Here is a 22,790-nt window from a genome sequence, read left to right on the forward strand (position 1 = left end):
AGAAGTATCGGTAAAGAATGGGGTAATGAACGATGTATCAACAACTCAGGCGACACGTAGTTCTTATTCTTACAACCTGCTAAGGTTATAGGGACAAGCCGTACGGGCAATTAGTACTGGTTAGCTTAATGCATTACTGCACTTCCACACCCAGCCTATCAACGTCCTGGTCTCGAACGACCCTTCAAAGAGCTCAAGGCTCTGGGAAATCTCATCTCAAGGCAAGTTTCCCGCTTAGATGCTTTCAGCGGTTATCTCTTCCAGACTTAGCTACCCGGCAATGCCACTGGCGTGACAACCGGTACACCAGAGGTCTGTCCACTCCGGTCCTCTCGTACTAGGAGCAGCCCCCTTCAAATTTCCAACGCCCACGGCAGATAGGGACCAAACTGTCTCACGACGTTTTAAACCCAGCTCACGTACCACTTTAAATGGCGAACAGCCATACCCTTGGGACCGGCTACAGCCCCAGGATGTGATGAGCCGACATCGAGGTGCCAAACTCCCCCGTCGATATGAACTCTTGGGAGGAATCAGCCTGTTATCCCCAGAGTACCTTTTATCCGTTGAGCGATGGCCCTTCCATACAGAACCACCGGATCACTATGTCCTACTTTCGTACCTGCTCGACTTGTCAGTCTCGCAGTTAAGCACGCTTATGCCATTGCACTATCAACACGATGTCCGACCGTATCTAGCGTACCTTCGAACTCCTCCGTTACACTTTAGGAGGAGACCGCCCCAGTCAAACTGCCTACCATGCACTGTCCCCGATCCGGATAACGGACCAAGGTTAGAACCTCAAACAAACCAGGGTGGTATTTCAAGGTTGGCTCCACGAAGACTGGCGTCCCCGCTTCAAAGCCTCCCACCTATCCTACACAGATTGGTTCAAAGTCCAATGCAAAGCTACAGTAAAGGTTCATGGGGTCTTTCCGTCTAGCCGCGGGTAGATTGCATCATCACAAACATTTCAACTTCGCTGAGTCTCGGGAGGAGACAGTGTGGCCATCGTTACGCCATTCGTGCAGGTCGGAACTTACCCGACAAGGAATTTCGCTACCTTAGGACCGTTATAGTTACGGCCGCCGTTTACTGGGACTTCAATCAAGAGCTTGCACCCCATCATTTAATCTTCCAGCACCGGGCAGGCGTCACACCCTATACGTCCACTTTCGTGTTTGCAGAGTGCTGTGTTTTTATTAAACAGTCGCAGCCACCAGTTTATTGCAACCCGTTCACCCTTCCACAGTAAAGTGGTCAAGCTACAAGGGCGTACCTTTTCCCGAAGTTACGGTACCAATTTGCCGAGTTCCTTCTCCCGAGTTCTCTCAAGCGCCTTAGAATACTCATCTCGCCCACCTGTGTCGGTTTGCGGTACGGTCTCGTATGACTGAAGCTTAGAGGCTTTTCTTGGAACCACTTCCGATTGCTTCACGAATAAATTCGCTCGTCCCAGTCCCTTGAATTCCGCGCCCGGATTTGCCTAAGCGCCTTCTATGAACCAGAAACTGCCTATTCCAACAGGCAGACAACCTTCCGCGATCCGTCCCCCCATCGCATCATACGACGGTGCAGGAATATTAACCTGCTTCCCATCAGCTACGCATCTCTGCCTCGCCTTAGGGGCCGACTCACCCTGCTCCGATGAACGTTGAACAGGAAACCTTGGGCTTACGGCGTGGGGGCTTTTCACCCCCATTATCGCTACTCATGTCAGCATTCGCACTTCTGATACCTCCAGCATCCTTTACAAGACACCTTCGCAGGCTTACAGAACGCTCTCCTACCATATGCTTACGCATATCCGCAGCTTCGGTGACTGGCTTAGCCCCGTTACATCTTCCGCGCAGGACGACTCGATCAGTGAGCTATTACGCTTTCTTTAAATGATGGCTGCTTCTAAGCCAACATCCTGACTGTTTTAGCCTTCCCACTTCGTTTTCCACTTAGCCAATCTTTGGGACCTTAGCTGGCGGTCTGGGTTGTTTCCCTCTTGACGCCGGACGTTAGCACCCGACGTCTGTCTCCCAAGCTCGCACTCATCGGTATTCGGAGTTTGCAATGGTTTGGTAAGTCGCGATGACCCCCTAGCCATAACAGTGCTCTACCCCCGATGGTGATACTTGAGGCACTACCTAAATAGTTTTCGGAGAGAACCAGCTATTTCCAAGTTTGTTTAGCCTTTCACCCCTACCCACAGCTCATCCCCTAATTTTTCAACATTAGTGGGTTCGGACCTCCAGTGCGTGTTACCGCACCTTCATCCTGGCCATGAGTAGATCACTTGGTTTCGGGTCTACACCCAGCGACTGAACGCCCTATTCGGACTCGATTTCTCTACGGCTTCCCTAATCGGTTAACCTTGCCACTGAATGTAAGTCGCTGACCCATTATACAAAAGGTACGCAGTCACGGAACAAGTCCGCTCCTACTGTTTGTATGCACACGGTTTCAGGATCTATTTCACTCCCCTTCCGGGGTTCTTTTCGCCTTTCCCTCACGGTACTGGTTCACTATCGGTCGATTACGAGTATTTAGCCTTGGAGGATGGTCCCCCCATATTCAGACAGGATTTCTCGTGTCCCGCCCTACTTGTCGCACGCTTAGTTCCACACATCGCATTTCGAATACGGGACTATCACCCGCTACGGTTCCTATTTCCAGAGGATTCTTCTATGCGTCATGCTAAAACGTGCAGGCTCATCCCATTTCGCTCGCCACTACTTTGGGAATCTCGGTTGATTTCTTTTCCTGCAGCTACTTAGATGTTTCAGTTCGCCGCGTTCGCTTTGCATACCTATGTATTCAGTATGCAATGACCTAAAAGGCCGGGTTTCCCCATTCGGAAATCTGCGGATCAAAGCGTGTTTGCTCGCTCCCCGCAGCTTATCGCAAGCTACTACGTCCTTCATCGCCTGTAATCGCCAAGGCATCCACCATGTGCACTTATTCGCTTGTCCCTATAACGTTAGCCCCTTGCGCCCGCTTACACGGCGTCTACAAAGGAGCGGTCATAGGAATAAGAAACTACATGTTGCTATGTTTGTTGATACATACAATCATTACCCATCATTCACGCCTTCCGACGCAAACGATTAATAAATAATCTTTACTTTTACTTCTTCCAAATTTTTAAAGAACGAAACAGCATTTAATCTCTAAAAGACCAAACCTAAACCGCGCTTGCCGCTAGGGCAGGGCTTACGTTTGAACTTTTGGTGGAGGATGACGGGATCGAACCGACGACCCCCTGCTTGCAAAGCAGGTGCTCTCCCAGCTGAGCTAATCCCCGGGGTAATCCTGGTAGGGCTGGTTGGACTCGAACCAACGACCCCCGCGTTATCAACACGGTGCTCTAACCAGCTGAGCTACAGCCCCAAATGCTGTTCTTCTTAATTGACAGTCGATAAGTGTGAATGCTTGATGATGTGGATTATTGCTAACCCCGTGCATACTCTAGAAAGGAGGTGATCCAGCCGCACCTTCCGATACGGCTACCTTGTTACGACTTCACCCCAGTCACGAATCCTACCGTGGTAAGCGCCCTCCTTGCGGTTAAGCTACCTACTTCTGGTAAAACCCGCTCCCATGGTGTGACGGGCGGTGTGTACAAGACCCGGGAACGTATTCACCGCGACATGCTGATCCGCGATTACTAGCGATTCCAACTTCATGCAGTCGAGTTGCAGACTACAATCCGGACTACGATACACTTTCTGCGATTAGCTCCCCCTCGCGGGTTGGCGGCGCTCTGTATGTACCATTGTATGACGTGTGAAGCCCTACCCATAAGGGCCATGAGGACTTGACGTCATCCCCACCTTCCTCCGGTTTGTCACCGGCAGTCTCATTAGAGTGCCCTTTCGTAGCAACTAATGACAAGGGTTGCGCTCGTTGCGGGACTTAACCCAACATCTCACGACACGAGCTGACGACAGCCATGCAGCACCTGTGTACTGGTTCCCTTTCGGGCACTCCCCGATCTCTCAGGGATTCCAGCCATGTCAAGGGTAGGTAAGGTTTTTCGCGTTGCATCGAATTAATCCACATCATCCACCGCTTGTGCGGGGCCCCGTCAATTCCTTTGAGTTTTAATCTTGCGACCGTACTCCCCAGGCGGTCTACTTCACGCGTTAGCTGCGTTACCAAGTCAATTAAGACCCGACAACTAGTAGACATCGTTTAGGGCGTGGACTACCAGGGTATCTAATCCTGTTTGCTCCCCACGCTTTCGTGCATGAGCGTCAGTCTTGACCCAGGGGGCTGCCTTCGCCATCGGTGTTCCTCCACATATCTACGCATTTCACTGCTACACGTGGAATTCTACCCCCCTCTGCCAAACTCTAGCCTTGCAGTCTCCATCGCCATTCCCAGGTTGAGCCCGGGGATTTCACGACAGACTTACAAAACCGCCTGCGCACGCTTTACGCCCAGTAATTCCGATTAACGCTTGCACCCTACGTATTACCGCGGCTGCTGGCACGTAGTTAGCCGGTGCTTATTCTTCAGGTACCGTCATTAGCAGGCTGTATTAGAACCCACCGTTTCTTCCCTGACAAAAGAGCTTTACAACCCGAAGGCCTTCTTCACTCACGCGGCATTGCTGGATCAGGCTTTCGCCCATTGTCCAAAATTCCCCACTGCTGCCTCCCGTAGGAGTCTGGACCGTGTCTCAGTTCCAGTGTGGCTGGTCGTCCTCTCAGACCAGCTACTGATCGATGCCTTGGTAGGCCTTTACCCCACCAACTAGCTAATCAGATATCGGCCGCTCCAGGAGCATGAGGTCTTGCGATCCCCCACTTTCATCCTTAGATCGTATGCGGTATTAGCGTAACTTTCGCTACGTTATCCCCCACTCCAGGGTACGTTCCGATATATTACTCACCCGTTCGCCACTCGCCGCCAGGTTGCCCCGCGCTGCCGTTCGACTTGCATGTGTAAGGCATGCCGCCAGCGTTCAATCTGAGCCAGGATCAAACTCTTCAGTTTAATCTCTGTTACTTTGACACTTTCGTGTCACCCTTATTGCTAAGGGGTCGCTCACTCAAAATACTGACAGGCCACTTCTTGCGAAGCGTCCTATTTCATTACTTCTTGTGAACATTTGATATTTTAAGTTGACGGCTTCCGAAGAAGCCGCTGCACTCTCATCAAACATCCACACTTATCGACTGTTAATTGTTAAAGAACTTTATTCGGTACTGCCTGCAACCGGGCTTTCAACCCTTGACAAAGCGTTTTGTTTGTCAGTTGCGAAGAAGGAAGAGTATGCAGCGTTTCGGCCATTTCGTCAACCTTCTTTTTCTCCCCGCTCACTCTGCAATCGCTTGTTTCTGCGTGCATTTCTGCGGGGAGGCGAACTATAGCAAAGCGACTGTTTACTTACAAGAACTATTTCCAGCGCTGGCACCAAGCTTGCTTCTCCAGTTACGCAACAACAGTGGCGCACCGCAGCCCGCTTTGCTTTGCTCACATTCTGCACAGGTGCTACATTATGGAGCACCTGTGCAGTTACAAGAAGGCCGTGCATAGAACACGGCTCACTGGAGACGAGACCCTATGTACCGACAGACTGCTCAAGATCTGAATAGCGCCGCCGTGCCCGCCACCTGCACGCCCAGGGCGGCCGGATGGGCCGACAATATGCCGCTCATCATCGAAACCTCGCACCAGCGTTCGGTGGCATACGGCTTGGCGCCGGACGGCGCGGCCGATTTCAGCCCGATACGCGCCGACGCCCTCTCCGTCCTGATCGAAAAGAACCGCCTGCTGCACACCCATGCGGTGCCGGCCATGGAGACGCTGTACCAGCAGATCGTCAACACCCACAATATGGTGATCCTGACCGACGCCAACGGCGTCATCGTCCACTCGCTGGGCGACGACGACTTCCTCGAGAAGGCCAACCGCGTCGCGCTGCAACCGGGCGTGGCCTGGTCCGAGGCCAGCAAGGGCACCAACGCGATCGGCACCGCCATCGCCGAAAAGGCGCCGGCGCTGGTCCACGCCGACCAGCACTTCCTGTCCGCCAACCACTTCCTGACCTGCTCGGCGGCGCCGATCACCGACCACCTGGGCAACGTGGTCGGCGTGCTCGACGTCTCCGGCGACCAGCGCAGCTTCCACAAGCACACCATGGCCCTGGTGCGCATGTCCGCGTTGATGATCGAGAACCAGCTGTTCGCCGCCACCTTCGAGGACGCCATCACCGTCCACTTCCACGCCCGCCCCGAGTTCATCGGCACGCTGATGGAGGGCATCGCCTCGTTCAGCCCCGGCGGCCGCTTCCTGTCGGCCAACCGCAACGGCCTGTTCCAGCTTGGCCTGTCCTACGCGGCGCTGCAGTCGCACACCTTCAGCTCCTTGTTCGGCTTGCCGGTGTCGGCGCTGTACGAACACTACCGCACCGCCTCGCCAGGCCTGCTCAACCTGTGCATGCACAGCGGCGTGCGGGTCTACGGCCGCGCCCAGCTGCGCCTGTCGAGCGGCGTGTTCCAACAATCGCTGGGCGCCGCCGAGTCGACCGCGCCGGCGACCGCGCCACAACCTTCGGCCGGCAGCGCGGCGGCCGGCCATGCCGCCAGCGCGGCGCGCCGCCTGTCCGGCCTGCGCTACCTGCGCACCGGCGATCCGCAACTGGAGCTGGTGATCGACAAGGTGTCCAAGGTGCTCGGCCGCGACATCCCCATCATGATCATGGGCGAGACCGGCACCGGCAAGGAGCTGCTGGCCCAGGCCATCCACAACGATTCGCCGCGCGCCATGAGCCCCTTCGTCGCCGTCAACTGCGCCTCGATTCCCGAAACGCTGATCGAATCGGAGCTGTTCGGCTACGAGGACGGCGCCTTCACCGGCGCCCGCAAGAAGGGCGCCATCGGCCGCATCCTGCAGGCCAACGGCGGCACGCTGTTCCTCGACGAGATCGGCGACATGCCCTTCAGCCTGCAGGCGCGTCTGCTGCGCGTGCTGCAGGAGCGCATGGTGACGCCGCTCGGCAGCGGAAAATCGATCCCCGTCAACGTCGAAGTCATCTGCGCCACCAACCACAACCTGCGCGAGCGCATGGCCAAGGGCTGTTCCGCGAGGACTTGTACTACCGCCTCAACGGCCTGGTGGTCAAACTGCCGCCGCTGCGCGAGCGCAGCGACCTCGACACCGTGGTCAAGAAGATCCTCGCCGCCGAGTCGGGCAACGAGCGCCACGCCATCTCGCCCGAGCTGCTGCGCCTGTTCCACCAGCACAAATGGCCGGGCAACTTCCGCCAGCTGACCAACCTGCTGCGCACCGCCATCGTCATGGCCGGCGACGAGCACGAGATCTGCCAGCGCCACATGCCCGACGATTTCCTCGACGATATCGAGGTGGCGCAGACCCTGGGCGACAGCCATAGCACCGCCCAGCTGATCGCCACCGGCGCCAACCTGGAGGAGATGGAGCAGTCGGTGATCCTCAAGTCGCTCGAGGCGCACGGCGGCAACGTCTCGGCCACGGCGCGCGCGCTGGGCGTCTCGCGCAACACCATCTACCGCAAAGTGCCCAACCTGAAGTGAGCCGCTCAGGCGGTCGGCGGGAAGGTGGCCGAGCGCCACACCCCGCCCTGCTTATCGATGGTCATCAGGTCCACGCCGGGCAGTTGCGCCGCCATGGCGCGCGCCCTGTCGCGCCCCATCACCATGAACGCGGTCGACAGGCCGTCGGCCAGCATGCCGTTCGGCGCCAGCACCGTCACGCTGGCCAACTCGGTGGGTGAATCGCCGAGCGCCGGGTCGAAGATGTGGTGGTGGGCGAAGTCCGGCGTGAACGCCGCCTCGTAGTCGCCCGAGGTGGCGACGCCGCAGCCGTCGATATACAGCGTGGCCGCCAGCGCGTCGGCCTCGCGCGGGTCGCGCACTCCCAGCGTCCACGGGTCGGCGCCGCGCCGGCGTCCGCGTGCGACGAATTCGCCGGCGTCGATCAAGGCGTGGCGCACGCCGCGCGCCTGCACCGCCGCCAACGCCAGGTCGGCCGCGTAGCCCTGCGCCAGCCCGTTGAGGGTGATCGCCATGCCGGCCACGCGCAGGCGCGCCTGGCGGCTGTCGAAGTCAAGCTGGCGCCAGTCGACCCGGCCCTGTGCGCTCTGTCGCTGCTGGTCCGACGGCAGCGCCGACTGCTGCGCCGCCGCGCTGAAGGTTTGCCACAGCGGCTGCACGGTGACGTCGAAGGCGCCATCGCTCAGGCGCGACAACTCGCGCGCCTGCGCCAGCACCGCCAGCAAGTGCGGGTGCGGCCGCGCCAGCACACCGTCGCGATTCAATTGGTAGACCTGGCTGGCCGGGTTGTAGATGCTCATCAAGCGGTCGACCGACTGCGCCGCGCTCAGGGCATCCTCGATCGCCAGCTGCGCCTGGCGCGCGTCGTCGTGCATCAGCGTGATGTTGATCGTGGTGCCGAAGGCCAGCGCAGCGCCACTGTGGCGCCGCATGCCGCTGCGCGCGGCGATCGTGGCCACCGCCGCCATGGCGCAGACACCGGCGCAGATAAAGCTTCGACGACGCATCAGGAACTCCTTTGCACGGGCATAATCGGAATGGTGCGGGAGCGCTTCAGCTCCAGCATCAACGGCGCACACTTCTCGTCGCTTTCATAGATCACCACGCAGTCCAAGCACTGGAAGCACTCCTCGTAGACCACCTTGCCATCGGGCTTGATGGCCTGGTAGTCGCAACGGTGGCGGCAGGTTTGGCACGGCGTGCCGCACTCGCTGCGGCGTGGAATCCAGTCCAGCAGGCGGACGCGGCCCAACAGCGCCAGCGCCGCACCGAACGGGCACAGGTAGCGGCAAAAGAACTTGTAGACGAAGCTGCTCGCCAACAGCAGCCCGACCGCATAGGCCACATAGGGCCAGGAACGGACGAAGTTCAAGGTGATGGCGGTCTTGAACGGCTCCAGCTCGACCAGCTTGTCGGTCAGCTCGGTCTGGAACAGGGTGCTGGCCATGATCAGCGCCAGCAGCACGTACTTGAGCATCTTCAAGCGCGCGTCGGTCACGCCGCGCAGCTTGAGCTGCGGTATGCGCAGCCACTGCGCCAGCTTGCCCGTCAACTCCTGCAGCGCGCCGAAGGGGCACAACCAGCCGCAGAAGGTGCCGCGCCCCCATAGCAGCAGCGACAAGGCCACAAACAGCCACAGCACCACGGTCATTGGATCGAACAGCAGGAATTCCAGACCGCGCCCGGCCAGCAGCGCCTGCGCCACCCCAGTCAGATTGACGATCGACAGCTGGCCCTGCGCGGAATAGCCGACAAAGACCAGCGTGAAGGCGAGGAAGCCGGCGCGGAACCAGGCGAAACGGCGGCCGTTCGCGCTCAGGCGGCGCTGCATGGCCAACGCCAGCGCCAACACGGCCAGCGCCACGCCCAGCACCAGCAGCTCGTCGCGCCGGCTGCCCCACACGCCCTGCCAAGACTTGTTGTTGCCCTCCCCCGCCAGATAAAACCGCGCCGGCAGGCGATACGCGATCTTCAACTCGCGCGTGAAGCGCTCCGGATAGACGATGCCCTTGCTGCGCGTGATCGGCAACGAAAACTCCATTGGACTGCCCGGATCGAGGCCGGCCTGGCTGATGATGCGCAGGGCGGTGACGCTGGCGTCCGGCAGATGCAGGCTGTCGGCCAGCGCCAGCTCCAGATCCAGGTCGCGCATATCGATCGGCAGGCCGTCCTGCTTCAACAGCAGCCGGTCGGACACGCTGCCGCGCACGAACTCCTCGCCGACGATGCTGTGCCGGCCGGTGGACATGACCAGCATCGCGTGGTCGCCGTCGTCCAGCCGGCCCTTCAATTTGGTCCAGCCGCGCGCCGTCAGCAGATTGCGGCCCACCGACGGCACCGACGCGTAGGCCAGGTACAGGTCGATGAACACCTCGTCGGGCCGCTGCAGCGCCTGCGCGTCCAAACCGGCGCCCGGGCTGCCGGCGAACAGCTTCTCGACGTCGCGGTTGCTCACGCGCAGATGCGTGACGAGGCCGTCGGCCAACAGCTGCTCGGTGCTGCGGCTGTCGAACACGTCCTGGCGTACGCGCGCGATCATGTCCGGGTCGCGGCCCGCCGCGAAGCCCAGCTTCTTGCGCGCCACCTTGAGCGCCGCCGCCAGCACGCTCTGGTTGATGATGCGCACCGAGGCCGTCGCCTTGGAGACGCCGTCGATATAGGCATGCGCGGCGTCGGGATGGCGCGCGCGCTTGGTGTTGGTCTCGATGCTGATGCTCTGCTTGAGCGACAGGCCCTGGTACTGTTTGACGAACTGCAGCAGCGGCCCCTCGCCCAGACCGTCGAGGAACACCGGTTCGTGCTGCGACAGCATGGCCACGTCGAGGAAACCGCCCTTGGTGTCGATCGTCACCAGCATATTCGGCGGCACGCCGGAGAAACCCGGAATCGGCGCTAGGTCGGCCGATTCGAACACATAGCCCACCAGCTCGGTCGCGGTGGCGTTTTGCTTGAACAGCGGCCAAGCGGCCAACTCGGCGTCCTTCTGACCGACGATCAGCGGCGCCGGAAAGCGCCGCACCAACTCGTCGTGCGTCATCACGCCCGCCAGTGCCGGTGCCGGCGCCGCCGTCAGCAGCAGCGCCAGCATGGTGAATACAAGCTTGAACAGAATTCGCATGTCTGCCTTGTTGTGCGGGCGGCGGCCAAGCCGCCGCCCGCCCCCCCCGATCAGAAGAAGATGATACCGCCGAACGAGGCGCCATTGAGCTTGCCTTCGCCGCCGGCGAAGGCCTTCGAGCGGGTCTGGCCGACTTCACCGATCAGCGTGATGGCGCTGGTGATGTTGTAGTACGCGCCCAGCGTCAGGTTGGCGTTCGACTTCAGGCCGCCGGTGCCGGCGGTGTTGTCGTCGTTCTTGCTGATGCCGTAGCTCAGACCCAGCTTGAGCTTGTCGGCCGCCTTGTAGGTGCCTTGCACGAAGAAGTTCTTCGACTTGGTGTCGCCCTGGTCGGCGTCCGACAGGATGCCCAGCGCCTTGCCGGCCTGGAAGTTGGCCAGCAGTGCAGCCGGGCCGTTGCTGTACGAGGCGCCCAGCTCCATGCCGGACATGGTCAGGTCGCCCACGCCCGGCGTGGTGGTGGTGAACTTCTGCGTCTTCACGCCCAGCCAGCTCTTGAAGCCGTCGGCCGCGTAGCTCAGCTGCGCCTGTACCTGCGGGCTCGACTTGGTGCTGTAGCGCGGGCCGGCGATGATCGGCGTGTCGGCCACCGGGCTGACCAGCGCCGCGTCCACACTCAGGCCGGACGAGGACTTCGGCGAGCTGTAGGCGATCTGGCCGTAGTAGCCCACATAGCTGTAGCCGGCGCCGATGTGGCCCAGCGTGACGCGGCCGCGCTGGGTCGCCTGCACCGGCGCGCCGGCGCCGATCAAGGTCATGTCGCCGAAGATGGCGTTGGCGCCGAAGATGCCGTTGTCGCGGCCCAGCTTGACCGTGCCCATCTGCGCGTTACCGAAGGTGAAGTAGGCCTGGCGCACGTCGACCACGTTGTTCTGCGCGATGGCGCTGTCGGTGGCGGTGGCGCTGTAGATGCCGATCAGCGCCTTGACGTCGTAGTCGCCCTGGCGCGACGAGGCCGAGGTCACCAGGCCGTTCGGCAGCAGGCCGTTGCCGATGGTGGTGCGGCCGTTCTCGCCGCCGCAACCGAGCGCCTTGCCACCCAGCGCCAGTCCGCCGACCGCGTCGCCCGAGCAGGACACTTGCGTGTAGTAGGCGTTGACGATGCCGCCCAGCGACAGGTTCCAGTCACCGGCCTTGAAATCGACCGCCTGCGCGGATTGCGTTGCCGCCGCAGCCAGCGCGCCCAGTACGAAAATCTTCTTCATTTTTTGTCCCCATTTCTTATCGGTTTGTTGGTGATACATCGCGATTGATGTGACTTCATCTTCGCAATTTGCATGCCCGCCGGCGCTTACGGGGGAACGGCGCGCGGCATGGCGGACACGGTGTGCAGAACTGGATCAGACTGTTGCGCCACTGTTCACAATTTGACCTATCGACAAAGCGCACCAGCGCCAGCAAGGCCTACAAGCAAGCTTCATCACGGATTGGCGAGACGCTGGCCTTACCCCGCAAGCAAAGGGGTCTGACCCCGTACGGGGTCAGACCCCGTGGCGTATCGGGGTGCGGGGTAAAAAAAAACTGACGGCCGAGGCCGTCAGAAAAAAGCGTTCAGGCTGGAGAGGGCATATCAACCCTTGACTCCTGAACGCGGCTCAATCGAATTACTTGGCCGGCAGTTTGAACACCCACACGGAACCGCCCTGTTCGAGGAAGTTGACCTTCTTGGCCACCTCGCCGCCCCACAGCGGCACCGCGCCACCCCAGCCGGAGACCACGGCGATGTACTGCGTATCGCCATCCTGCCAAGTGACCGGCGGCGCCACCACGCCGGAGCCGGTCTGGAACTTCCACAGTTCCTTGCCGTTCTTCGCGTCGACCGCCTTCAGGTAGCCCTCCGGCGTGCCGTAGAACACCAGGCCGCCGGCGGTGGTCATCACACCGCCCCACAGTGGCGCGTTGTTCTTGATCTCCCAGACGATCTTGCCGGTCTTCGGATCGACCGCGCGCATCGCGCCGATGTAGTCCTCGTTCAGCGGACGGATGGTGAAGCCGGCGCCAAGGAAGGCGCCGCCCTTCTTGTAGCTGATCGGCTCGTTCCAAATGTCCATGCCCCATTCGTTGGCCGGCACATAGAACAACTTGGTCTGCGGGCTGTAGGCCATCGGCATCTGGTTCTTCGCGCCGAGGAAGGCCGGCGCCGAGAACACGGTGCTGCCCTTCTTGCCCTCTTCACCCTTGGTCGGATCGCCCGGACGGTTCTCCTTGATGAAGTTGGGTCGGCCGGTCTTCAGGTCGATGCTGCTGGCCCAGGTGATCTTCTTGACGAACGGGAAGGCGTTCTGCAGCTTGCCGTTGTTCGCGTCGATGACGTAGAAGAAGCCGTTGCGGTCGGCCTTGCCGCCGTAACGCTTGCCGTCCATGTCGAAGGTGACGAACTCGTTGGCACCGTCGAAGTCCCACGAATCGTTGGGGGTGTTCTGGTACGACCATTTGATCTGCCCCGTCTTCACGTCCAGCGCCACCGTCGACGAGGAGAACAGATTGTCGCCGGGACGCAGGTGGCTGTTCCACGGCGCCGGATTGCCGGTGCCGAAGTAGGCCAGGCCGGTGCCGGCGTCGTAGGTGCCGCCCATCCAGGTCGAGGCGCCGCCGGTTTTCCACAGGTCGCCCGGCCAGCTCTTGTTCAGCGTGCCGGAGATGCCGTTCTCGATCGCCTTGCCGTCCTTGTCGTAGCGGTAGCCCATATGGCCTTCGACGGTCGGCCGGGTCCACAGCAGATCGCCGGTGGCCGGATTGCGCGCCTCGACCCGGCCGACAACGCCGAACTCGCCGCCGGACACACCGGTCAGCAACACGCCGTTGGCGATCAACGGCGCCGCCGTCATCGAATAGCCGGCCGCGTAGTCGTCGACCTTCTCCTTCCAGACGATCTTGCCGGTGTCCTGGTCCAGCGCCACCAGATAGGCGTCGAGCGTGCCGAAGATGACCAGGTTGCCGTACAGCGCGGCGCCACGGTTGACCACGTCGCAGCAAGGCATGATGCCGTCGGGCAGACGGTGTTCATACTTCCACAGCTTGGCGCCGGTCTTCAGGTCGATCGCGAAGATGCGCGAGTACGACGCGGTGACGAACATCTTGCCCTTGTAGATCAGCGGTTGCGACTCCTGGCCGCGCTGCTTCTCGCCACCGAAGGAGAACGACCAGGCCGGCGCCAGCTTGGCGACGTTGCCGGTGTTGACCTGGGTGAGCGGCGAGTAGCGCTGGCCTTCGGCGCCCATACCGAACGACAGCACGCTGTCGGTACTCTTGGATGCCTTGTTCAGCATGGCGGTGGTGACATCGGCGGCCTGCGCCAACGTCATGCCGGCCAAGCCTAGGCATACTGCGATGATTTTTTTCTGCACAATCTTCCCCTCTATTTTTAGTTATCGGATTTAAACGCGTTGCGGCCCCTGCCCTGCTCCGCCTGATGCAGCATGCCCAGCTCCTCGTCGGTGAACAGGCGCGAGCGCGTCAAGAAACGCTGTCCGGTGCCGTTGTCCAACGAGAACATGCCGCCATTACCATTCACCACATCGATGATCAGCTGCGTGTGTTCCCAGTACTCGAACTGCTCGAGCCCCATGTAGAAAGGCGTGCCATCCAGGTTGCCGAGGTAGACGTCGGTGTCGCTGAGATTGAACTCGCCGGACGCGTAGCACATCGGCGCGCTACCGTCGCAGCAGCCGCCCGACTGGAAGAACATGAGCGGGCCGTGCTGCTGGCGCAGGCGGGCGATCATCTCCAACGCGGCGGCGGTGGCCGTGACGCGCGCGATAGCGTTATGCATGGTGAGCCTTTCAGAAGCCCCGCCACGGACGTGGCGGGGCACGGTGCCGCTTTAGAAGAAGCCCAACGCTTTCGGGCTGTAGCTGACCAACAGGTTCTTGGTCTGCTGGTAGTGGTCCAACATCATCTTGTGGTTTTCGCGGCCGATGCCCGACTGCTTGTAGCCGCCGAACGCGGCGTGGGCCGGGTACAGGTGGTAGCAGTTGGTCCAGACGCGGCCGGCTTGGATGCCACGGCCGACGCGGAAGGCGCGCGAACCGTCGCGCGTCCACAGGCCGGCGCCCAGGCCGTACAAGGTGTCGTTGGCGATGGCCAGGGCTTCGGCTTCATCCTTGAAGGTGGTGACCGACACCACCGGGCCGAAGATCTCCTCCTGGAAGATGCGCATCTTGTTGTTGCCCTTGAAGACGGTGGGGGTGACGTAGTAGCCGCCCTCCAGGTCGCCGCTCTGGTTGTTGCGCGCGCCGCCGGCCAGCAGCTCGGCGCCTTCCTGTTTGCCGATGTCCATGTAGGAGAGGATCTTCTCCATCTGCTCCTGCGAGGCCTGGGCGCCGATCATCGTCGACGAGTCGAGCGGGTTGCCCTGCTTGATGGCGGCGACGCGCTTGAGCGCGCGCTCGATGAACTTCTCGTAGATCGATTCCTGGATCAGCACGCGCGACGGGCAGGTGCACACCTCGCCCTGGTTCAGCGCGAACATGGCGAAGCCTTCCAGGCACTTGTCGAAGAAGTCGTCGTCGGCGTCCATCACGTCGGCAAAGAAGATGTTCGGTGATTTGCCGCCCAGTTCCAGCGTGACCGGGATCAGGTTCTGCGCCGCGTACTGCATGATCAGGCGGCCGGTGCCGGTTTCGCCGGTGAAGGCGATCTTGGCGATGCGCTTGTTCGAGGCCAGCGGCTTGCCCGCCTCCAGGCCGAAGCCGTTGACGATGTTGAGCACGCCCGGCGGCAGCAGGTCGCCGATCAATTCGATCAGTACCATGATGGAAGCCGGGGTCTGTTCGGCCGGTTTCAACACCACGCAGTTACCGGCGGCCAGCGCCGGCGCCAGCTTCCACACCGCCATCAGGATCGGGAAGTTCCAAGGGATGATCTGGCCGACCACGCCGAGCGGCTCGTGGAAGTGGTAGGCGTAGGTCTCCGAATCGATCTGTGCGACCGAGCCTTCCTGGGCGCGGATGCAGCCGGCGAAGTAGCGGAAGTGGTCGATCGCCAGCGGAATGTCGGCCGCCATGGTTTCGCGGATCGGCTTGCCGTTGTCGATGGTCTCGGCCGTCGCGATCAGGGCCAGGTTGGCCTCCATGCGGTCGGCGATCTTGTTGAGGATGTTGGCGCGCTCGGTCTGCGAGGTCTTGCCCCAGGCGGCCTTGGCGGCGTGGGCCGCGTCCAGCGCCAGTTCGACGTCCTCTGCGGTGGAGCGGGCGATCTCGCAGAACACCTGGCCGGTGATCGGCGTGATGTTACCGAAGTAGAGACCGTTCACCGGCGCGACGAATTTGCCGCCGATGTAGTTGTCGTAACGTGGTTTGAATGGGTTGGCTACACCCAGTTTGCTGATGTCCGCGAGATTCATTGTCGTCCTCTTTCTGCTTTGGTTATGAGCCGTTATGGAAACGGGGCCGGTTGGGCACATGACTCATTTCGCAAGTGCCGTGCCAGCTCCTTCGCGCCGGGCGGGAGGCGCGTTGGAATGCGGGTTGTCAGAGGGGAGGAGCACCTCCCCGCCGGCGGCGCCCCCGGCGCCGTGCCCGCTCCGCCCTGCGACACCTGTTCAAGTTTGGAACAGTTGTCACATCATTCAACGAATCACCACACCCCAGGGCAGCTCGCCGACGGCGACATCGGCGCTCTTGCTGGCGCTCGCCGTGTCGATCACCGAGACACTGTTGGAGCGGCCGTTGGCGACGTACAGCGTGGCGCCGTCCGGCGTCAGCGCCATGTTCCAGGGCCGCTTGCCGACGGCGATGGTGGCGCTGACCGCGTTGCGCGCCGTGTCGATCACCATCACGCTGCCGTCGGTGCCGTTGGAGACATACACATGCTTGCCGTCCGGGTGCACCGCGATGCCGTTGGCGTTGCGCCCGGCGGCCACCTTGGCCACCGCCCGCTGGCTGGCCATGTCGATGACGAAGACGGTGTTGACCATCTCGCAGGCGACGTAGGCGCGGCCCGAATCCGGCGCGAAGCCGATGCCGCGCGGCCGCAGGCCGACCGCGATGCTGCCGCTCTGCCGCCGCGCCGCGACGTCGATCACGTCGACCTGCTCGGCCTCCTCGGCGCTGACCAGCAGCCAGCGGCCGTCCGGGCTGAACACAGCATGCTCGGGATTCTTGCCCTGCACCTTGATATCGGCCAGCAGGGCGCCGCTGGCCGCGTCGATCAGGCTGACGCTGTTGCTCTCCTCGACGGCGACGGCGATGTACTTGCCGTCGGCCGAGGCGCTGACGCCCTCGGGCGACTTGCCAAGCGCAATCCGCTTCAGCATCACGCCGTTGCTGCTGTCGATGACCAGCAGCTCGTTGCTGGCGGCGTCGGTCACGTACAGGCGCTGCCCGGACGGATCGCTGGCGATGCCGCGCGGCCGCGTGCCGGCGCTGATGGTGCGCACGACTGTGGCGTTGGCCGTGTCGATGACGCTGATGCTGCCCGACTTCTCGTTCGGCACGTAGGCGAACGGCGCCGCCAGCGCCACGCCACCAACTAGCAGGCTGCACGCCAGCGCCGCCGCGCGCAGCGCAAGGGATGTTTGGTTCAGGTTGTTCACGGCACGGCCTTTCATCAGCCGCGCGCGGAATCGCGCGCGTGCGCGAAAGAAGATGCAATCGCCGTGCCAGGCGCCGCGCCGCGCACGGCGTCGATGCCGCGCGCCGCGCCAAAGCCATGGCAGGCATATTGCTTACTACAAAAGACCAGACCAGCCGGCGCAACCGCGCCGAAGCGGCACCATCACCTCACCCAGCTTGGAGACACCATGAAGCAGCACCCCTTTCGTTTGAACGCGATCGCCGCCCTATTCACCGCCGGTAGCGCGGCGCTGGCGCCGGCCGCCTATTCCGCCAGCGCCGACGCGAACGGCGCCGAGGCCGCCGCGCCGGCCGAGGTGGTGGTGGTCAGCGGCACCCGCGTCGGCCACGCCAGCTTCGACCTGCCGGCCGCCATCGACGTGCTCGACGCCGCCCGCATCCGCGACGGCCAGGCCCGCGTCAACGCCTCCGAGGCGCTGGCCGCCGTGCCCGGCCTGGTCGCGCAGAACCGGCAAAACTACGCGCAGGACGCTGCAGATCTCCTCGCGCGGCTTCGGCGCGCGCTCGGCCTTCGGCGTACGCGGCGTGCGCCTGATCGCCGACGGCATCCCGGCCAGCATGCCCGACGGCCAGGGCCAGGCGGCCACCTTCAACCTCGACATGGCCGAACGCATCGAGGTGCTGCGCGGCCCCTTCTCGGCCATCTACGGCAACCACTCCGGCGGCGTGATCCAGTTGTTCACCCGCGACGGCGACGGTGCGCCGACGCTGGAGACCACGCTGGTCGGCGGCAGCGACGGCGCCCGCAAGTTCGACTTGAACGCCCGGGGCAAAGCCGGCGCGGTCGGCTACGTGCTCGACGCCTCGCGCTTCGACACCGACGGCTACCGCAGCCACAGCGCCGCCCGGCGCGAGCAGGCAATGGCCAAGCTGACCCTGGCGCCACTCGACGGCGCCAAACTGACCATCGTCGCCAACAGCCTGCGCCAGCACGACACCCAGGACCCGCTCGGCGTGCAGTGGGCCACCTTCCTGCGCGACCCGCGCGCCGGCGAGATCGACAGCACCGACACCCAGTCGCCCAAGCGCACTTTCGCCGAACGCTACGACACCCGCAAAAACATCGACCACCAGCAGCTCGGCGCCACCTGGGAACAGCGCTTCGGCGACGACCGCCTGCGCGTCACTACTTACGTCGGCAACCGCCAGGTGATCCAGTACCAGGCCTTCTCCAAGGGCTTCCAGGCGCCGGCCAGCCACTCCGGCGGCGTGGTCGACTTCGACCGCGACTTCTACGGCAGCGACATCAACTGGCTGCACGTGGTCCAGCTGGCCGGCGGTAAACTGAGCACCACGATCGGCATCGACTACGGCCGCTCGTCCGACGCCCGCCAGGGCTACGAGAACTTCGTCGGCGCCCAGTTCGGCGTGCGCGGCAAGCTGCGCCGCGACGAGCGGGACACCGTCTCCAGCGTCGATCCCTACGTGCAGACGGAGTGGCAGTCCGGCCCCTGGCTGCTCAGCGCCGGCCTGCGCCACAGCCGCATGAAGGTCGAGGTCGACGACCACTTCGCCAGCAACGGCAACGACAGCGGCTCGCTCAGCTACAGCCACACCACGCCGGTGCTCGGCCTGCTGTACCAGGTGTCGCCGCGCCTGAACGTCTACGCCAGCGCCGCGCGCGGCTTCGAAGCGCCGACCCTCAACGAGCTGTTCTATTCCGGCGCCGCCGCCGGCTTCAACTTCAATTTGAAGGCGGCGCAAAGCACCCACCTGGAGGCCGGCGTCAAGGCGCGGCTGGATCAGGGCACGCGCTTGAACGCCGCCCTGTTCCAGGTGCGCACCAGCGACGAGCTGGTGGTCGACAGTTCCAACGGCGGCCGCACCAGCTATCGCAACGCCAGCAGCACGCTGCGCCAGGGCGCCGAAGTGTCGCTGGACTCGTCGTGGAAGCACGGCTTCAGCTCGCGCCTGGCGCTGACCACGCTGCGCGCGGTGTATCAACAGGGCTTTGGCGCGGTGCGGCGCGGCAGCCGGCTGCCCGGCGTGCCGAACGCGAACGCCTACGCGGAGTTGGCCTGGAAGGATAGCGCCGAACGCTTCGGCGCCGCGCTGGAGGCGCAGGCCAGCAGCCGGATCTACGCCGAGGACGCCAACCTGGACAGGCCGGCGCCCGGCTACGGCATCCTCAACGCGCGCGTCAACGCCGGCCAGAACTGGGGCGGCTGGCGCTTCAAGCAGTTCATCCGCGTGAACAACCTGCTCGACAAGGTGTATGTGGGTTCGCTGATCGTTGGTGACACCAACAAGCGCTATTACGAGGCGGCGCCTGGGCGCAACTGGCTGCTGGGAGCCAGTGCGCAGTACGCCTTCTAGAAGCGGTAACGCAGACCGGCCACCACGGAACGTGGTGCGCCGGGTGCGACAAAGCGGGCCAGCGCCGCCTCGGCCGGATTGTCGTGCGGTTGCAGCAGACGGCCTTGCGGGAACATGTCGAGCGCCACCGCGCCGTAGCTTTCATAACGGCGGTTGGTCACGTTGCCGACCCGGGCGAACAACTCCCAGCCCGGTGCCGGACGATAGCTGGCGCGCAGGCTGAGCAAGGCGTAGCCACGGATGCGCCAGTCGGCGTACTTGAGCGGTTCGCCTACCACGGGATCGGCGCGCAACCCGTCCTCGTTGCCTTGGCTGAGCATATCGGACACGGCCTGCACGTCGGCGCCCAAGGTCAGCGCCGGCATGGCGCGCCAGTCCAGTCCCAGCTTGAGCGTGTGGCGCGGCAGGCCGGCGATGCGCGTGCCAGGGCCCACCTTGACGTTGCGCGCGCCGGTGAACAACTCGCCGTCGGCGTCGTAGCTGGCGTCCAAATAGCTGTATGCCAGCCGCGCCGTCACCGTGCCGGCCTGCGCGCTGGCGTTCAAATCCATGCCTTGGTGGCGCGTGCGCGAGAAATTGGAGAAGTAGCCCTGCTGGGTCGCGCCGGCGCTGCGGAACAGGATGTCGTCCCGGTTGACGATGCGGTACAGCGACGCCGACACGCTTGCGCCGCGTCCCGCAGTCCACCGCGCGCCCGCCTCGACACTGCGCGACACCACCTGTTTCAGGTAGGGATCGGACTGCAGGCCGACCGGCAGACGACAAGGCTGCGCCGGGTCGGCGCAGCCGAGCTCGATCACCGTCGGCACGCGATTGCTTTGCGACAGATTGGCGAACAAGGTCAAGGCCGCGTTGGCGTCGTGCGTGATGCCGACGGCCGGATTGAGCTTGCGATAGGTGAAGCGTTCTTCCGGCTGGGCCGCGTCGCCGTTGACCAGAACATTGCTGACGCGCGCCAGGTTGTAGCGCGCCGACGCCGTCAAATGCGTTGCCGGCGCCAGCTGCCAGGTGTCGGCCGCATACAAGCCCCAGCTGTGCGCGCTGCCGGTGACGGACGACTCGGCCTCGCGCCCGGCCGTGCCGTCGGCCAGCACCGCGCGTTGCGGCGTGAAGTCGGCGGCCTGGGTGAACTGGGCGAAGCTGACGCTGCTGGCGTCGTAGCTGGTGCCGAGCACCACGCGGTGGCTGGCCAGGTCGGTGCTCAAATTGGCGCTGAAACCGCGGCCGCTCTGCCGCGTGCGGGTGGTGTTGAAGGACGCCGTATGCAGCGCGGCGCCCTCGCTTTGGCTGTCGTGGCAGGAGGCGGGATCGGCCGCCGCGCCGTCAGCCAAAAAGCCGGCCGCGCAGTCGCGCACATAGTCGGCATACTCGTCGGCGACGTCGCCGTTGACGGTGTCGCGCCGGCTGTTGCGCACGTACGCGTTGGCCGACAATTCGGTGCGCTCGCCATAGCGCTGCGTCAGTGCCAGCACCGCCTGGCGCAGACGGTTGCGGGTCTGGTCGGGGAAGGTATAGGCGGCGCGGCGCTGGCTTTCATACAGGCCGTCCTGGCGGCCGTCGTCGGTGACGCGATAGCTCGGCAGCAGGCCGTTGCCCACCAGGCGGCTGCTGCCGGCCAGCAGGGCCAGGCTCCAATCGCTGTCGCCGCTGGCGCGGCCCAGCTTCAGGTAGGCGTTGCCGAGGCGGCCGTCGGAATGCTCGCGCCAACCACGGTCGTTGAACACGGTGGCGGCCAGGAAGGCGTGCCAGTGGTCCGCGCCGCTGATGCCATAGGCCAGATCGCTGCGCCGCTGGCCGCTGCTGCTGGTCGAGACGTCGGCCTCGAAGCCGGGATGGCTGCGGCCCGATTTGCTGGTCAACGCGAGCGCGCCGCCCAGCGTGTTCAGGCCGTACAGCGGATTCGAGCCGGGCACCAGCAGCACGCTGCCGATGGCCGCCTCCGGCAGCATGTCCCAGTTGACCACGTCGCCGAACGGCTCGTTCACCCGCACGCCGTCGAGGTACACCGAGATGCCCTGCGAGGTGCCCAGCACCGGCGAGGCGCGGAAGCCGCGAAAGGTTACATCGTTTTGAAACGGGCTGCCCGAGATCTCGTTGACGTTCACACCGCTCAGATTGCGCGCCATGAATTCGCTCAGGTTTTCGCCCGGCGCCTGTTCGCTGTTCTTCGCCGACGCCGTCTGCACCGAGTACGGCAGCAAGCGCCGCTCGACGCCCAAGCCGGGCAGCGGCGCCACGCCGACTATGTCGACCGACAGCATGGCCAAGGCGGGATAATCGTTCGGCGCGCCCGCGCCGCGCATTCCACCTGGGGCGGCCTGCTGTGCCTGCGCCTGCATCGAAGCCAAGGCCAGCAGAACCGCGCAGGCCAATGGAAGGCGGTGGCTGCCGGCCGCCATCATGGCCGCACCACGTTCACGCCGTATTTGTTGAAGATCGCCTGCAGCTCGCCGCTGTCGCGCAGCGAGTTGACGGCGGCCTGCAACAGCTTGGCCACCTCGACGTCGTCCTTGCGCACCGCCATGCCGACGGCCCAGCCGGCGCGTGGCAGCCGCTGGAAGGTGGCCTCGCTCAGCGGATAGGCCGGATCGCTCTTGAACACCGCCTCGATCTCGGAGCGGTTGGCCAGCACGGCGTCGATGGCGCCGGCCTTCAACTGCTCCAAGGCCTCGGCGGCCGTGTCGAAGATGCGCACGTTGTCGCGGAAGCGACCGTTGCCCTCGCCCAGCATCACCATGGCGGCAATCGACACCTTCTCGACGCCGATTTTTTTGCCGTCCAAAGAATCGAGCCCGGCATACGCCGGAATCGCGCGCGCGCTGCGCACCAAGCGTACCGTCTCGACGTGGTACGGCGCCAGAATCTGCACCTTGCCGTTCTCGTTCATCAGTTGCGGCTCGACCGGCACGTGCAGCATCACATCGGCCGGACCGTAGCCGAGATAGTGCCCCTTCCACACCATATTGCGCAGGTCGTCGTTGAGGTTTTCGCCAGCGGGGAAGGGCAGCAGGTTGAGCTTGAGGCCCAACTTGCCGGCCAGCGCCTGGGCCAGGTCGACATCGATGCCCGCGCCGCGATCCGAGAATGGTGCGAACTCGTTGTAGACGGCCACCTTCAGCGTGCCGGACTGTTGGATCTTGCTCCAGTCGGCACGGGCCGGCGAAGCGACGCACAACAGCACGGCGGCGAGCGAACAGGCCGCGCCCGCAGCGCGCAAGTGTTTTGGGAACATGGAAATCACCTTCGGAT

At 63.1% G+C, this 22,790-nt stretch carries 11 protein-coding genes, 1 tRNA gene, 2 rRNA genes and 1 pseudogene; 2 read left to right on the forward strand and 13 right to left on the reverse strand.

Going from position 1 to position 22,790, the window contains the following annotated elements; all coding sequences use genetic code 11:
* Positions 1-89: 89 nt before the first annotated feature.
* The 3 genes from QC826_RS25385 to QC826_RS25395 all read right to left on the reverse strand — a co-directional run bounded on the left by QC826_RS25385 (position 90) and on the right by QC826_RS25395 (position 4,992).
* Positions 90-2,963: ribosomal RNA gene (locus tag QC826_RS25385) — 23S ribosomal RNA — on the reverse strand.
* A 341-nt stretch (positions 2,964-3,304) separates the two neighbouring features.
* A tRNA-Ile gene (locus QC826_RS25390) sits at positions 3,305-3,381 on the reverse strand.
* A gap of 82 nt (positions 3,382-3,463) precedes the next feature.
* Positions 3,464-4,992 (reverse strand): 16S ribosomal RNA (locus tag QC826_RS25395).
* The 16S and 23S rRNA genes sit together here with 1 tRNA gene alongside, the layout of an rRNA operon.
* 654 nt (positions 4,993-5,646) lie before the next feature.
* Here QC826_RS25395 and QC826_RS25400 point away from each other — a divergent pair.
* Positions 5,647-7,553: pseudogene (locus tag QC826_RS25400) on the forward strand (sigma-54-dependent Fis family transcriptional regulator).
* 5 nt (positions 7,554-7,558) lie between these two features.
* Here QC826_RS25400 and QC826_RS25405 read toward each other — a convergent pair.
* From QC826_RS25405 to QC826_RS31380, 8 genes are all read right to left on the reverse strand, one after another.
* Entirely contained in the window at positions 7,559-8,539 is a 981-nt protein-coding gene (locus QC826_RS25405; protein ID WP_279762973.1) for an FAD:protein FMN transferase, read from the reverse strand.
* Complete coding sequence (locus tag QC826_RS25410) at positions 8,539-10,650, reverse strand: 4Fe-4S binding protein (protein WP_279762974.1); 2,112 nt, start codon at positions 10,648-10,650, stop codon at positions 8,539-8,541. Before QC826_RS25410 ends, QC826_RS25405 begins: the two co-directional genes overlap by 1 nt.
* A 50-nt stretch (positions 10,651-10,700) precedes the next feature.
* Positions 10,701-11,855: a porin gene (locus QC826_RS25415; RefSeq protein WP_279762975.1), complete on the reverse strand. Its 1,155-nt coding sequence runs from the start codon at positions 11,853-11,855 to the stop codon at positions 10,701-10,703.
* Between the two features lie 399 nt (positions 11,856-12,254).
* The gene (locus QC826_RS25420; RefSeq protein WP_279762976.1) at positions 12,255-13,955 is read right to left on the reverse strand and encodes a PQQ-dependent methanol/ethanol family dehydrogenase; all 1,701 of its coding nucleotides are present in this window, start codon (positions 13,953-13,955) and stop codon (positions 12,255-12,257) included.
* Positions 13,956-14,014: 59 nt separating this feature from the next.
* Positions 14,015-14,422 carry a DUF779 domain-containing protein gene (locus tag QC826_RS25425; RefSeq protein WP_279762977.1) on the reverse strand — a complete coding sequence of 136 codons (408 nt, stop codon included), beginning with the start codon at positions 14,420-14,422 and terminating at the stop codon, positions 14,015-14,017.
* Positions 14,423-14,473: 51 nt separating this feature from the next.
* Positions 14,474-15,994: an aldehyde dehydrogenase gene (adh, locus tag QC826_RS25430; RefSeq protein ID WP_279762978.1), complete on the reverse strand. Its 1,521-nt coding sequence runs from the start codon at positions 15,992-15,994 to the stop codon at positions 14,474-14,476.
* Positions 15,995-16,219: 225 nt separating this feature from the next.
* Complete coding sequence (locus tag QC826_RS25435) at positions 16,220-17,185, reverse strand: beta-propeller fold lactonase family protein (protein WP_279762979.1); 966 nt, start codon at positions 17,183-17,185, stop codon at positions 16,220-16,222.
* A 246-nt stretch (positions 17,186-17,431) separates the two neighbouring features.
* The gene (locus QC826_RS31380; RefSeq protein WP_313872806.1) at positions 17,432-17,785 is read right to left on the reverse strand and encodes a hypothetical protein; all 354 of its coding nucleotides are present in this window, start codon (positions 17,783-17,785) and stop codon (positions 17,432-17,434) included.
* On the opposite strand from QC826_RS31380, the gene QC826_RS25440 reads away from it, so the two are divergent.
* Entirely contained in the window at positions 17,703-19,541 is a 1,839-nt protein-coding gene (locus QC826_RS25440; protein ID WP_313872897.1) for a TonB-dependent receptor family protein, read from the forward strand. The genes QC826_RS31380 and QC826_RS25440 overlap by 83 nt on opposite strands.
* Here the strand turns inward: QC826_RS25440 and QC826_RS25445 are convergent.
* Entirely contained in the window at positions 19,538-21,943 is a 2,406-nt protein-coding gene (locus QC826_RS25445; RefSeq protein WP_279762980.1) for a TonB-dependent receptor, read from the reverse strand. The two genes, QC826_RS25440 and QC826_RS25445, sit on opposite strands and share 4 nt — an antisense overlap.
* Positions 21,940-22,773 (reverse strand): substrate-binding periplasmic protein, encoded by an 834-nt coding sequence (locus QC826_RS25450; RefSeq protein ID WP_279762981.1) that lies wholly within the window; start codon positions 22,771-22,773, stop codon positions 21,940-21,942. The genes QC826_RS25445 and QC826_RS25450 overlap by 4 nt, the downstream gene beginning before the upstream one ends.
* Positions 22,774-22,790: the final 17 nt, after the last annotated feature.

The sequence above is a fragment of the Rugamonas sp. DEMB1 genome, assembly GCF_029834475.1.
GTDB lineage: Bacteria > Pseudomonadota > Gammaproteobacteria > Burkholderiales > Burkholderiaceae_D > Rugamonas > Rugamonas rubra.